This window comes from Paractinoplanes hotanensis, from assembly GCF_023717965.1.
Classification (GTDB): domain Bacteria; phylum Actinomycetota; class Actinomycetes; order Mycobacteriales; family Micromonosporaceae; genus Actinoplanes; species Actinoplanes polyasparticus.
In genome coordinates this window covers 140,638-154,053 of the sequence record NZ_JAMQOL010000006.1, presented here as the reverse complement: position 1 = coordinate 154,053, position 13,416 = coordinate 140,638, and the positions used below count along the sequence as shown (strand labels likewise).

The following is a 13,416-nucleotide window of genomic DNA, read 5'->3' as shown; positions in this document are numbered from 1 at the left end:
GTCGTTCTAGGCTCCTGTGCGCCTGGTCACGAGGCGGATGGTGGCGCGCTGCCCGGTGGCCTCGGCCGCGGCCGAGGTGGTGAGGGCCGTCAGCACCTTCCACGCGAAGGACGACTCGGCCGGCAACTTCGCGCCCCGTACGGTCGTCACGGTGACCTCGACGGTCAGGGCGTCCTCGGTCACCGCGAACCGGCAGTCGAGCTCGGCGCCGCGGGTCGCGATCGCCAGCAGCATCGCGCAGGCCTCGTCGACCGCGATGCGCAGGTCCTCGATCTCGTCGAGGGCGAAGTGCAGCCGCGCCGCCAGACCGGCCGTCGCCGTGCGGAGGACCCCCAGATAACCGCCGTCGGCGGGCACGGTCAGCATCACGACGTCGTCGCCGATAGCCGGGTCCGGATGTCTGTCCGTCACCTGAGTCACCGTTCCTCCTCCTGCCGCGGGAGACTTTAGTCGCTGAACAGACACGGCCGGTACGCCCGGTGGGCGTACCGGCCGTGCTGGTTTCTTGCTCAGGCCTGCTTGGTCTCCCAGAAGATCTTCGAGATCTCCTCGATCTTGCCGAGGAGCTGGTCGCCGACCGCCGGGTCGAGCGAGCCCTTGGCGCCGGCGGCGCCGGCCAGCTTGGTGGCCTCGTTGAACAGCTGGTGCAGGTTGGGGTACTTCTCGAAGTGCGGGGGCTTGAAGTAGTCGGTCCACAGCACCCACAGGTGGTGCTTGACCAGCTCGGCCCGCTGCTCCTTGATGATGATGGCGCGCGTGCGGAACTCGGGGTCGGTGTTCGCCTGGTACTTCTCAGCGATGGCCTTGACCGACTCGGCCTCGATCCGGGCCTGCGCCGGGTCGTAGACGCCACACGGAAGGTCGCAGTGGGCGGTGACCACGGTTCGAGGCGTGAGGAAACGCGGAAGTCGCATCAGGACTCCTCCATATGAGTTTGCGATGATCCGTGGTTGACACTACCCCTTACAACCCCGCGGTAACGCGACGGAGGACTGATGCCGTGAGATGGCAACTACCACTGTTCGCGGTACTCGTCCGAGGGCCGTCCATGGCGCCGACCCTGCGCGACGGCGACGCCCTGCTGGTGCGCCGGGGCGGCCGGGTCCGCGCGGGTGACGTGGTGGTCGCCCGGTTCCGTACGCGGTCCGACCTGCTGGTCGTCAAGCGCACGGTAAGGCCCCAGGACGGCGGGTGGTGGCTACAGGGCGACAACCAGCTGATCGAGGACGACAGCCGGGCGTACGGGGTGGCGGATGTCATCGGCCCGGTGTTATTCCGCTACTACCCGCGGCTCGGTCGGCTAGGTTAAGGTCGCAGCACCGCGGCGCACACTCGCGCTTCGCGGTTGCTGTTTCCCGGGTGATCCCCGCATCGCGTTCCGGTCCGGCGCCCTACTCGCCGTCGCGACCGTCTCGCCGACCCCACGTCCCGATGCCGGTTGGAGCCCCCGCATGTCCTACTTCAGTTTCGAACTCGATCCCGCCCTGGCCGCCGATCCCGTCTTCGATCTGCACAAACGCGGCAAGATGGAGATCAGCCTGACCGTGCCGCTGGCCAGCCGCGACCACCTCTCCCTGGCCTACACCCCGGGTGTCGCCCGGGTCTGCGAGGCCATCGCCGACGACGAGTCGCTCTACTCCGACTACACGTGGACGGCCAACACCGTCGCCGTGGTCACCGACGGTTCGGCCGTGCTCGGGCTGGGCAACATCGGTCCCAAGGCCGCCATGCCGGTCATGGAGGGCAAGTCGATCCTGTTCAAGCAGTTCGGCGGCGTCGACTCCATCCCGATCTGCCTCGACACCCAGGACGTCGAGGGCATCGTCGCCGCGGTCAAGGCGATGGCGCCGTCGTTCGGCGGCATCAACCTCGAGGACATCAGCGCTCCGCGCTGCTTCGAGATCGAGCGCCGGCTCGACGCGGAACTCGACATCCCGGTCTTCCACGACGACCAGCACGGCACCGCGGTGGTCACCCTGGCGGCGCTGCGCAACGCGGCCAAGCTGCTCGGCCGCCGCCTGGGCGACCTGCGCGTGGTCATCAGCGGGGCCGGCGCGGCCGGGGTCGCGATCACCCGGATGCTCATCGCGGCCGGGGTCGAGGGCGCCAACGTCATCGTCTGCGACTCGCGCGGCATCATCCACGCCGACCGGGGCGACCTCACCCCGACCAAGGCGGACCTGGCCGCGACGACCAACTTCTCCGGTCGTACGGGGGGAGTCGCGGAGGCCCTGATCGGCGCCGACGTGCTGGTCGGCGTGTCCGGCGGCCAGATCGACGAGAGCGCGGTGGCCGGCATGGCCCCCGGCGGCATCATCTTCGCGATGGCCAACCCGACCCCCGAGGTGCACCCCTCGATCGCCCACAGGTACGCGGCGATCGTGGCCACCGGCCGCAGCGACTTCCCCAACCAGATCAACAACGTGCTGGCCTTCCCCGGCATCTTCCGCGGGGCCCTCGACGTCCGGGCGACGACGATCACCGAGCGCATGAAGGTGGCCGCGGCCGACGCGATCGCCGACGTGGTCTCGGACGAGCTGACCGCCGACGCGATCGTGCCGTCGCCGCTCGACCCGCGCGTCGCCCCGGCCGTCGCCGCCGCGGTGGCCGCCGCCGCCGAGGCCGACGGAGTGGCCCGCCGCTCGGCGCCGGTCGCCCCGGCCCAGCGCTCGGCGGCGCTGCCCAGCTAGATCCGCTTTCTCGACCGGCCCGGGGGCGCATCGCGCAACCGGGCCGGTTTGTGTCCGGCTGGCCCGAACAGAGCCCACCCTCCCTGGGGGAGCCCCCGCCGGTCATTTTCGCGCAGCGGCGCTTGATCGTGTCGATGGCCTGTGGACAACGCGCGAATGTGGAAAACCGGCGGGTGATCGTCAGTGGCCACTATGGTCTGTGGCTATGCGCGCCGCCTACGCCATAGCAGCTGACATGACCGATCCCCGCTCCGCCTTGCGCGTGGCCGACCTGCCCGAGACCACGCCGCCCGAGGGCTGGGTGACGGTCGACGTGCGGGCCGGTTCGCTCAACCAGCACGACATCTGGTCGCTGCGCGGCGTGGGACTGCGCGCCGACCGGTTGCCGATGGTGCTCGGGTGTGACGCCGCCGGTGTCGACCAAAACGGTAACGAAGTTGTCGTCTACCCGGTGGTGGCCGACGAGACTGACCCGCGCGGGTTGTCGCTGCTGTCCGAGCGGTTTCCCGGCACGCTGGCCGAGCGGGTCTCCGTACCGCCGGAGAATCTGATTCCGAAGCCGGCCGGTCTGTCGTTCCTCGACGCGGCCTGCCTGCCCACGGCCTGGCTGACCGCCTTCCACATGCTGACCACGCGCGGCCGGGTCGAGTACGCCTCGTCGGTGCTGGTGCAAGGGGCCGGCGGCGGGGTGGCGACGGCCGCGGTCGCGCTCGCGGTCGCGATGGGCAAGCGGGTGTACGCCACCAGCCGCGACCCGGGCAAGCGGGAGCGGATCGCCGAGCTGGGCGCGACGGCGGTCGAGCCGGGGGCCCGGCTGCCCGAGCGGGTGGATGTCGTCATCGAGTCGGTGGGCGCGCCCACCTTCGACCACTCGATGAAGTGCAGCGCTCCGGGCGCCCGCATCGTGGTGTGCGGCGCGACCGGCGGCCACCTCGCCACCGTCGACCTGCGCCGCCTGTTCGCGATGCGGCTCGACGTGCTCGGCAGCACGATGGGCACCGCCCCCGAGCTGGCCGCCCTGCTCGACTTCCTGATCGAGAAGGACGTGCGCCCGGTCATCGACTCCACCTACGGTTTCAGCGCCATCGCCGACGCCTTCGCGCGCCTCGAGTCGGGCGAGATCTTCGGGAAGGTGGCGATCGACTTCCTGCACTGAACCGCGGTCGGCGCTGCGGCGCCCGAGCGTTCGGGCGTGTGGATCAGCCGAGGCGATCCTGCAAAGTGGCCAGGCCTCCGCGGACAGCGTCGGGCTTGAGGCGGTCGCGGGCGGACTCGTCGCCGTAGAGGGCCCAGCGCCAGAAGTCGGTGCTGGTCGTGGCGATCACGTCCAGCGAGCGGCCGGAGGCTACGTGACCGCCGTCGGTGACGGTCAGGAAGGCCTTGGGCCACTGGACGGCGCTGTAGGCGGCCTGGCCGTCGGCGTACGCGACCGTGGCGTCCCTGCGTCCGTGCACGAAGAGCAAGGGAGCATCGGGGCCGATGAAGGGCTGGGGGAGGATCTGCCGGCCGGCCAGGACGACCCCGGCCCGCAGACGTTCGTCGCGGGTGCCGCTGAACAAGCCGATCGTGGTCACTCCGCCCGCGGAATGGCCGGCGGCAGCGATCCGGGAGTCGTCGACGGTGGCGCCCAGCTCGGCCAGCGTCTCGGTGATCACGTAGCTGGCGTCGGCGGGCTGGTTGATCACGTCGAGCACGTTGAACTCGGCGGCCGAGGCTGAGGTGTGGGGATAGGCGGGGGCCGCCACGACGAAGCCGGCCCGGGCCCATGCGGTCACCAGTTCGCGGTAGTGGGACGGCTTCCCGCCCAGGCCGTGGCTGAAGAGGATCAGCGGGAACGGGCCCTCGCCCTTCGGCAGCCAGACCGTTGTGGGCAGGGGACGGTCGGCGCCGCGGCTCAACCGGAGCGTGCGGGTCTCTACGGCGAATGCCTGCCGTGGTGCGGCTCCCGGCAGGGGCGCGGCGCTTTCGGTTCCGGGCGCTGCCGGTGAGGAGGGCGCCGGGGGCGGAACGCTGGCGGCGGGGGGCAGTGTCGTTGTCGGAGCGGGTGCCGACGGCGGTTCGCTCGAACAGGCAGCGAGCGACGCTGACAACGCCACGGCGGTGAGGAACAGGGCGAGGGGACGGCGATGCACCCGTCCCATTGTGCGTCGGCTTCCTGCGAGGTTCCGGAGGAGGCCCAGGGCGGCGTCCCGAACGGCGAGGGCGGAGACGCGAAACGCTACGACCGGAGGAGCGCGCACGGCGGCCAGAGGATTCGCGAGGGTAAGCGGAAAGCGCGCGGGCGGGAAGCGGGCGGACGGCGCTCCCACGTTCGGGTGAAATCGCCGTACGCATCGCGTTTGTCCTGCTAAGAGGCTCGGGCGGGGCGGCTGGGCGGGCATCGTTTCGCTATGGTCTTGGCCATGTCTGACAACAGCGTCGACCCGAGCGGCAACACCGAAGCGTTCCGGGCCTTCACTCACAGCACCCCGCAGGAGCCGGCGACGGCCTCGAAGACCCCGCTGATCATCGGCGGTGTCGTGGTCGCCGTCGTCCTGGTCGCCCTGATCGCCTGGCTGGCTCTCTGAGTCAACGGGGGAGAGACAACGCCGTCCGGGACTGGTCGGCGATCTCCAACTCCTCGTCGGTGGGGATCACACAGACGGGGATGCGAGCGCCGGGCGGAGAGATGATTTCCTCTCGGCGCTCGTTTCTGTCCGGGTCGATCTCGATGCCCAGCGGCTCCAGCCCGGCCAGTGCGGCAGTCCGCACCGCGGGCGCGTTCTCGCCCACGCCCGCCGTGAAGGTGATCGCGTCGACCCGGCCCAGCACGGCCAGGTAGGCGCCGACGTATTCGCGGATGCGGCGGCAGTAGACGTCGAACGCCAGCGTGGCGTCGGCGTCGCCCGCGGCGCGGCGCTCGAGCACCGTACGCAGGTCGTTCGCCCCGGTCAGCCCGAGCAGGCCGGCGTGCCGGGTCAGCGAGGTCTCGATCTCGTCCAGCGGCAGGCCGGCCACCCGGTGCAGGTGGAAGATCACTGTCGGGTCGATATCGCCGCTGCGGGTGCCCATGACCAGGCCGGGCAGCGGCGACATGCCCATCGAGGTGGCCACGCTGCGCCCGCCCTCGACCGCGCACGCGCTGGCTCCGTTGCCCAGGTGCAGGGTGATCACGTTGGTAGACGCCGGGTCGCGGCCCAGCACGTGGGCGGTGCGGCGGGAGACGTACGCGTGGGAGGTGCCGTGGAAACCGTAGCGCCGGATCTGCCAGCGCTCGGCCAGCTCGCGGGAGATGGCCCAGGTGACGCCCTCGGGCGGGATCGTGGCGTGGAACGCCGTGTCGAAGACGGCCACCTGGGGCACGTCGGGCAGCAGCTTGCGGGCCACCTCGATGCCGGTCAGCGCGGCCGGGTTGTGCAGCGGGGCCAGCGGCACCAGCGCCTCGACCTGGGCGACGACCTGGTCGTTGATGACGGTGGGCCCGGTGAAGTCGGGGCCGCCGTGCACCACCCGGTGGCCGACCGCGGCCAGGCCGGTCAGGTCGGCCTCGTCCATGATTCCCTGCAGGGCGGCCCGGTGGTCGGGCACCTCGCCGCCACTCTCGCCGATGCGCTCGACCAGGCCCTTGGCGACGGTCGAGGCGCCGTCGAAGAGCCGGTACTTCACCGACGACGAGCCGCTGTTGAGCACGAGCACCCGGCTCATCGCGCCGCCGCCTGAATCGCCGTGATCGCCACTGTGTTCACGATGTCCTTCACCGTGGCCCCGCGGGACAGGTCGTTGACCGGACGCCGCAGACCCTGCATGACCGGGCCCACGGCGACCGCGCCGGCCGACCGCTGCACCGCCTTGTAGGTGTTGTTGCCCGTGTTGAGGTCGGGGAAGATCAGGACCGTCGCCTGACCGGCCACGTCGCTGCCGGGCAGCTTGGTCGCCGCCACCGCGGGATCGACGGCGGCGTCGTACTGGATCGGGCCCTCGACCGGCAGGTCGGGCCGCCGCTCGCGGACGAGCGCGGTGGCGGCGGCGACCTTCTCGACGTCGGCCCCCGCGCCGGAGCTGCCGGTCGAGTAGGAGAGCATCGCCACCCGCGGCTCGATGCCGAAGGCCGCGGCGGTGAGCGCCGACGAGAGCGCGATGTCGGCCAGCTGGGCCGCGTCGGGGTCGGGGTTGACCGCGCAGTCGCCGTAGACCAGCACCCGGTCGGCCAGCAGCATGAAGAACACACTGGACGCCACGGACACGTCCGGCACCGTCTTGATGATCTCGAAGGCGGGCCGGATGGTGGCCGCCGTCGTGTGGTTGGCCCCCGAGACCATGCCGTCGGCCAGCCCCTGGGCCACCATCAGCGTGCCGAAGTAGTTGACGTCGCGGACCACGTCGTAGGCCAGATCGAGCGAGACGCCCCGCTTCCTGCGCAGCTCGGCGTACCGCTCGGCGAAGCCGTCGCGCAACTCGCTGGCGGCCGGGTCGACCAGTCGGGCGGCCCCGATTTCGACGCCCAGCTCGCGGGCCCGGCGGTTGATCTCGCCGGGGTCGCCGAGCAGTGTGAGGTCGGCGACGCCCCGCCGCAGCAGGGTCTCGGTGGCCCGCAGGATGCGCTCGTCGGTGCCCTCCGGCAGCACCAGGTGGCGGCGCTCGGCGCGGGCGCGGTCGATCAGGTCGTTCTCGAACATCAGCGGTGTGACCCGGCTGGAGCGGGCGACGTCGAGCACCCGGGCCAGCTCGGCGGTGTCGACATGCTCCTCGAAGGCGCCCAGCGCGGCCTCGACCTTGCGCGGCGTGCCAGTGCCGAGGCGCGCCTGGATGTGCGAGGCGGCCGCGATCGTGTGATAGCTGTCGGTGCCGACGACCAGCATCGCGAGACCGGTGTTGAGGCGCTCGATCACCCGGACGACCCGCGGGTCGGGCGGCTCGCCCAGCGTCACCACCAGGCCGGACAGGGTCACGTTGCCCGCGGAGTGCGCGGCGCTCGCGGCGAGCAGCAGGTCGGCGCGGTCGCCCGGGGTGATCATCAACGCGCCGTCGGTCAGGTGGTCGAGCACGGTCGGCACGTGGGCGGCGCCGACGACGTAGTCGAGCACGTCGCGGTCGAGCGCGCCCTCGCCACCGGACACGACCGTGGCGTCCAGGGCCTCGGCCACCTCGGCCACCGTGGGCGCGGCGATGGCGGCAACGGAGGGGATCGACCACATCGGCACCGGCAGACCGGCGTCGGGCGTCGAACCCCCGGAGACCCGGTTGGCGATCACGGCGACCACGGTGGCGTCTAGGTCGACGAGCGAGTGGTAGGCGCTGCGGGCGGCGGCCGCCAGCGATTCCGCCCCGCGGCCCTCGCCGCTGATCACGGGCACCACGACACTGCCGAACTCGGTGGCCAGGCGGGCGTTGAAGCCCAGCTCGCGCGGTATCTCGTCGCGCTCCTTGGCCCCGCCGGCCGTGAAGTCGCTGCCGATCACCACCACGGACCCGGCCTGACGCTCGACCTCGCGGTAGCGCTCGACGATCCGGGAGATCAGCTCTTCCCACTTGCCGTCGGCGACCAGCGCGCTCGCCTCGGCCATGGTGATGCCGTAGGACTCCGCATAGGGCACGACCACCGGATAGCGCTTGGTCAGCAGCGTGAGCAGCGAATCGTCGCCGTCGCCGGAGACCAGCGGCCGGAACACCCCGATCCGCGCGACCTGCCGCGACAGCAGTTCGACCAGCCCGAGCGCAACCGTGCCCTTGCCGACCCCCGGACCCAGACCAGCCACATAGACGCTTCGTGCCACGGCTTCAACCTACCCGCCGCCGGATGCCGCGACCGGGCCGAAAGTCCCAACTGTGGATGACGGAAGCCCCACTGGCGAAAATCAAGATCAACGGCTCGATGTCGTAGCGGGGTGGTGGGTTGCAGACCGTCGCTCCCGCCGAGGGCCCGGGCGGGCCGAGCAGGCGCTGGCGCGCCAGAACGCTCGACCCACCCGGGCGACGTGCGTAAGTGGTTGCGCTGACCCCAGGAACGAGCTGTCAGACGCCGAGGTGGCGCAGGAAGGTCTGTGGGGAGTCGAGGAAGCCGCGCCAGTTGGCCACGATGTCGAGATCGGCCCATTCGGTGCGGCGGATGCCGTGCGGGCCCAGCTCGAGGATCGTGGCGCCGGGCAGGGCGGTGAGCAGCGGCGAGTGTGTGGCCACGACGACCTGGGACCCGTCGGCGCGCAGATCGTCCAGGCGGCTGAGCAGCCCCAGCGTGGAGGTGAAGGACAGCGGCGCCTCGGGCTCGTCCATGAGGTAGAACCCGTACCTCCGGAACTTGCGTTCCAGAAGTTCGAGGAATCCCTCACCGTGGCTCTGCTCGTGCAGACCCCGGTCGGGGTTGTCGCCGGGCAGGCTCTCCAGATAGGTGTACAGGCCGTGCGTGGTCTCGGCGCGCAGGAAGTAGGCGTCGACCCGGCGGCCGGGCGTGCGGATCACCCGCAAGGCCGAGCCCAGCGGCGACTCGGTGACCCGGGTGGAGTGCATCGCCCCGCGGGAGCCACCCTCCGGGTTCAGGCCGTGGGCCGCCGCCAGCGCCTCGACCAGGGTCGACTTGCCGGATCCGTTCTCGCCGACCAGGAAGGTAACCCCGGCCGGGATGTTCAGGCCGTGCTCGAGCACCGCCCGTACGGCGGGAATGCGAGCCCACCAGGCCGAGCGGTCGATCTCGGCTTCGGCGTCCAGCTCGACCCGCCGGATCGGGCGTGACCCGTCGGTCCTACTCCTCATCCTCGTCGTCGCGGGCGAGCCACGTCGCGAAGCGTTCGATCGGCGTCTCGAACTCGGGGTTCTGGTCGACGAAGGTCCGCAGCTGGGCGCCCAGCCACTCCAGCGTCACGGTTTCCTCGCCACGCCGGTCGACGAGTTCCTCGATGCCACGGTCGGTGAAATACATGACCGGATAGTAAAAGGGGGCGCCCCGCCGCAGCGGAGCGCCCCCTTCCCGCGAGATTACGGACGCGGAAGCGCGGCCTCGATCAGGGCGGCCTGCTCGGCCTCGTGCATCTTGGCCGAGCCCACCGCCGGGGCGGCCGCGGCCGGACGCGAGATGCGCCGCAGCCGGACACCCTCGAGGTGCTCGAGCAGGTTGAGCGCGACGAACGACCAGGCGCCCTGGTTGGCCGGCTCCTCCTGCACCCAGACGAAGTCCTCCGCGTTGGGGAACTGGGCCAGGACCGCCTTGAGCTCGTTCACCGGGAGCGGGTAGATCTGCTCCATCCGCACGATCGCGGTGTCGGTGATGCCCCGCTCGGCGCGGGCCTGGAACAGGTCGTAGTAGACCTTGCCCGAGCAGAGCAGGACCCGCTTGACGTTGCCCGCCTCGAGCGGCGTGCCCTTGATGCCCGCGTCGCCGATCACCGGCTGGAACGTGCCCTCGGTGAAGTCGGCTACCGAGGACACCGCGAGCTTGTGGCGCAGCAGCGACTTCGGCGAGAAGACGACCAGCGGCTTGCGCTTGGCCGACAGGGCCTGGCGGCGCAGCAGGTGGAAGTAGTTGGCCGGGGTGGTCGGGTTGGCCACCCGCATGTTGTCCTGCGCGCACAGCTGCAGGAAGCGCTCGGGACGGCCGGAGGAGTGGTCGGGACCCTGGCCCTCCTGGCCGTGCGGGAGCAGCAGCACCAGCGAGGACTGCTGGCCCCACTTCACCTCGCCGGACGACACGAACTCGTCCACCACCGTCTGGGCGCCGTTGACGAAGTCGCCGAACTGCGCCTCCCACAGCACGAGCGCCTCGGGGTTCTCGACCGAGTAGCCGTACTCGAAGCCCATGGCCGCGTACTCGCTGAGCAGCGAGTCGTGGACGAAGAAGCGGGCCGTGCCGGTGGCCAGCGTCGACAGCGGGAGGAAGTCCTTACCCGTCTTGGCGTCGACGACCGAGGCGTGCCGGGAGACGAAGGTGCCCCGGCGCGAGTCCTGACCGGCGAGGCGGACGGTGACGCCCTGCTGGAGCAGCGAGCCGAAGGCCACCAACTCGCCGAAGCCCCAGTCGATGCCGCCGTCGCGGGACATCTTGGCCCGGCGTTCGAGCAGCTGCTGCACCCGCTTGTGCGGGGTGAAGCCCTCGGGCAGCTCGACGTGGGCCTGGCCGACCGCGTGCACCGCGGCCGCGTCGACCTTGGTCTCGACCTCGGGCTCGGGCTCCTCGGAGATGACCCGGGGACGCGGCGGCGTGCCGGCCGAGTCGCGGGTCGCCTTGAAGACCTTCTCGAGCTGGGACTGGTAGTCGCGCAGCTGTTCCTGGGCGTCGTCCACGGTGATGTCACCGCGGCCGATCAGCTCCTCGGTGTAGAGCTTCCGCACCGAGCGCTTCTGGTCGATGATCTCGTACATCCGGGGGTTGGTCATCGACGGGTCGTCGCCCTCGTTGTGACCGCGGCGGCGGTAGCAGATCATGTCGATCACGACGTCCTTGTTGAACGCCTGGCGGTACTCGAAGGCCAGCTTCGCGACCCGCACGACGGCCTCGGGGTCGTCGCCGTTCACGTGGAAGATCGGCGCCTGGATCATGCGGGCCACGTCGGTCGAGTACATCGACGAGCGGCTGTATTCGGGGGCGGTGGTGAAGCCGACCTGGTTGTTGACGATCACGTGGACCGTGCCGCCGGTGCGGTAGCCGCGCAGCTGCGAGAGGTTGAGCGTCTCGGCGACCACGCCCTGCCCGGCGAACGCAGCATCGCCGTGCACCAGCAGCGGGAGCACGGTGTAGCCGTGCAGACCCAGGTCGAGCCTGTCCTGCTTGGCGCGGACGATGCCCTCGAGCACGGGGTCGACGGCCTCGAGGTGGGACGGGTTGGCCACCACGCTGACCGTGGTCGCGTGCTCGCCGTCGGGCGTCGTGTACTTGCCGGTCTGGCCCAGGTGGTACTTGACGTCGCCGGAGCCGTGGGCCGACTTCGGGTCCATCTGACCCTCGAACTCGTAGAAGATCTTTTCGTACGGCTTGGCGACGATGTTCGCGAGCACGTTGAGCCGGCCGCGGTGGGCCATGCCGATGACCATCTCGTCCAGCCCGGCCTCGGCCGACGACTCGAGCACGGCGTCGAGCAGCGGGATCAGCGACTCGCCGCCCTCGAGCGAGAACCGCTTCTGGCCGACGAACTTGGTCTGCAGGAACGTCTCGAAGGCCTCGGCGGCGTTCAGCCGGTTGAGGATGTGCTTCTGCTCGTCCGAGTCGGGCTTCGTGTACTTGATCTCGATGCGGTCCTGGATCCAGCGCCGCTCCTCGGGGCCCTGGATGTGCATGTACTCGATGCCGACGCGGCGGCAGTACGTGTCGCGCAGGACGCCCAGCACCTCGCGCAGCTTCATCCGCTGCTTGCCGGCGAAGCCGCCGACCGGGAACGTACGGTCGAGGTCCCACAGCGTGAGGCCATGCTGCAGCACGTCGAGGTCGGGGTGGCGGCGGATCTCGAACTCGAGCGGGTCGGTGTCGGCCATCAGGTGGCCGCGCACGCGGTAGGCGTGGATCAGCTCGACGACCCGGGCCGCCTTGTCGATCTGGCCCTCGCTGGTGCGGGCGACGTCGCGCACCCAGCGGACCGGCTCGTACGGGATGCGCAGCGAGGTGAAGATCTCGTCGTAGAAGTCGTGCTCGCCGAGCAGGAACTCGTGCATCGCCTTGAGGAACTCGCCGGACTGCGCGCCCTGGATGACCCGGTGGTCGTAGGTGCTGGTCAGCGTGGTGACCTTGCTGATGCCGTGCTCGGACAGGGTCTCGTCGCTCATGCCGGAATAGGGCGCGGGGTACTCCATCGCGCCGACCCCGATGATCGCGCTCTGACCGGCCATGAGGCGCGGGATGGAGTGCACCGTGCCGATGCCGCCCGGGTTGGTGAGCGAGATCGTCGTGCCCGCGTAGTCGTCCATGGTCAGCTCGTTGCGGCGGGCGCGGCGGACCACGTCCTCGTACGCCTGCCAGAACTTGCGGAAGTCCATCGTCTCGCAGTTCTTGATCGACGGCACGACGAGCGCGCGCGAGCCGTCCTTCTTGGCGAGGTCGATGGCGATGCCGAGGTTGATGTGTTCGGGCTGCACCAGTGCCGGCTTGCCGTCCACCTCGGCGAACGAGTTGTTCATCTCGCGGTGCTGCACGACCGCGCGGACCAGCGCCCAGCCGATCAGGTGGGTGAAGCTGACCTTGCCACCCCGCCCGCGGGCGAGGTGGTTGTTGATCACGATGCGGTTGTCGACCATGAGCTTCGCCGGGACCGCCCGCACCGAGGTGGCCGTCGGCACCTCGAGCGAGGCGTCCATGTTCTGCACGATGCGCGCAGCGACGCCGCGCAGCGTGGTGACCTTGGCGCCCTCGGGAGCCTTCCCGTTCGGGGACGCGGCGGGCTTGGCGGCCGGGGCCGGCTTGGCCGCGGGCGTCGCCGGCTTGGCCGGTTCGGGCTTGGCGGCAGGCTTGGCAGCGGGAACAGTCGGCTTGACCGGTGCGACCGTGGCCGCCGCCGGGGCGTCCGTGCCGGCCCGGGCGGCCGAGGCGGTCGCGTTGGCCGCCTTGGCCTCGTCCGGCGTCACGATCGAACCCGTGGCCATCGCGGGCTTGTAATCGGCGAAGAAGTCGTGCCAGGCCGGGTCGACGCTGGTGGGGTCGGCCAGGTAACGCTGGTACATCTCGTCGACGATCCACTCGTTGGGACCGAAATCCGCGAGTGGGTTCTCGTGCGAAGTCTGCTGGGTCGACACTTCCGTGTTCGCCTCTTTCACCTTTTGATCGGCGTCACAT

General features: G+C 70.6%; 12 protein-coding genes. 4 read left to right on the top strand and 8 right to left on the bottom strand.

What is annotated here, in order from left to right; genetic code table 11:
* Positions 1-6: 6 nt before the first annotated feature.
* Both LXN57_RS05055 and sodN read right to left on the bottom strand, forming a co-directional pair.
* The gene (locus LXN57_RS05055; protein WP_221376011.1) at positions 7-366 is read right to left on the bottom strand and encodes a trypco2 family protein; all 360 of its coding nucleotides are present in this window, start codon (positions 364-366) and stop codon (positions 7-9) included.
* Positions 367-509: 143 nt separating this feature from the next.
* Entirely contained in the window at positions 510-914 is a 405-nt protein-coding gene (gene sodN / locus LXN57_RS05050) for a superoxide dismutase, Ni (protein ID WP_251796801.1), read from the bottom strand.
* 86 nt (positions 915-1,000) lie between these two features.
* On the opposite strand from sodN, the gene LXN57_RS05045 reads away from it, so the two are divergent.
* From LXN57_RS05045 to LXN57_RS05035, 3 genes are all read left to right on the top strand, one after another.
* Positions 1,001-1,309, top strand: a complete 309-nt coding sequence (locus tag LXN57_RS05045; protein ID WP_285904591.1) for a S26 family signal peptidase — start codon at positions 1,001-1,003, stop codon at positions 1,307-1,309.
* 142 nt (positions 1,310-1,451) lie between these two features.
* Positions 1,452-2,690 (top strand): NAD(P)-dependent malic enzyme, encoded by a 1,239-nt coding sequence (locus LXN57_RS05040; RefSeq protein ID WP_251796799.1) that lies wholly within the window; start codon positions 1,452-1,454, stop codon positions 2,688-2,690.
* Positions 2,691-2,895: 205 nt separating this feature from the next.
* Complete coding sequence (locus LXN57_RS05035) at positions 2,896-3,846, top strand: zinc-binding dehydrogenase (RefSeq protein ID WP_251796798.1); 951 nt, start codon at positions 2,896-2,898, stop codon at positions 3,844-3,846.
* A 43-nt stretch (positions 3,847-3,889) separates the two neighbouring features.
* Here LXN57_RS05035 and LXN57_RS05030 read toward each other — a convergent pair whose 3' ends face one another.
* Entirely contained in the window at positions 3,890-4,588 is a 699-nt protein-coding gene (locus LXN57_RS05030; RefSeq protein ID WP_251796797.1) for an alpha/beta hydrolase family protein, read from the bottom strand.
* Positions 4,589-5,092: 504 nt separating this feature from the next.
* Between LXN57_RS05030 and LXN57_RS05025 the strand changes: the two genes are divergently transcribed.
* Positions 5,093-5,257 (top strand): hypothetical protein, encoded by a 165-nt coding sequence (locus LXN57_RS05025; protein ID WP_221375757.1) that lies wholly within the window; start codon positions 5,093-5,095, stop codon positions 5,255-5,257.
* Position 5,258: 1 nt separating this feature from the next.
* Here LXN57_RS05025 and LXN57_RS05020 read toward each other — a convergent pair whose 3' ends face one another.
* The 5 genes from LXN57_RS05020 to LXN57_RS05000 form a co-directional block, all read right to left on the bottom strand.
* Complete coding sequence (locus LXN57_RS05020) at positions 5,259-6,374, bottom strand: acetate/propionate family kinase (protein WP_251796796.1); 1,116 nt, start codon at positions 6,372-6,374, stop codon at positions 5,259-5,261.
* Entirely contained in the window at positions 6,371-8,443 is a 2,073-nt protein-coding gene (gene pta, locus LXN57_RS05015) for a phosphate acetyltransferase (protein ID WP_251796795.1), read from the bottom strand. The genes LXN57_RS05020 and pta overlap by 4 nt, the downstream gene beginning before the upstream one ends.
* 238 nt (positions 8,444-8,681) lie before the next feature.
* Positions 8,682-9,416 (bottom strand): AAA family ATPase, encoded by a 735-nt coding sequence (locus LXN57_RS05010; protein WP_251796794.1) that lies wholly within the window; start codon positions 9,414-9,416, stop codon positions 8,682-8,684.
* Positions 9,406-9,582, bottom strand: coding sequence for a DUF6104 family protein (locus tag LXN57_RS05005; protein ID WP_251796793.1), 177 nt, complete (start codon positions 9,580-9,582; stop codon positions 9,406-9,408). Before LXN57_RS05005 ends, LXN57_RS05010 begins: the two co-directional genes overlap by 11 nt.
* 56 nt (positions 9,583-9,638) lie before the next feature.
* Positions 9,639-13,376 carry a multifunctional oxoglutarate decarboxylase/oxoglutarate dehydrogenase thiamine pyrophosphate-binding subunit/dihydrolipoyllysine-residue succinyltransferase subunit gene (locus LXN57_RS05000; protein ID WP_251796792.1) on the bottom strand — a complete coding sequence of 1,246 codons (3,738 nt, stop codon included), beginning with the start codon at positions 13,374-13,376 and terminating at the stop codon, positions 9,639-9,641.
* Positions 13,377-13,416: the final 40 nt, after the last annotated feature.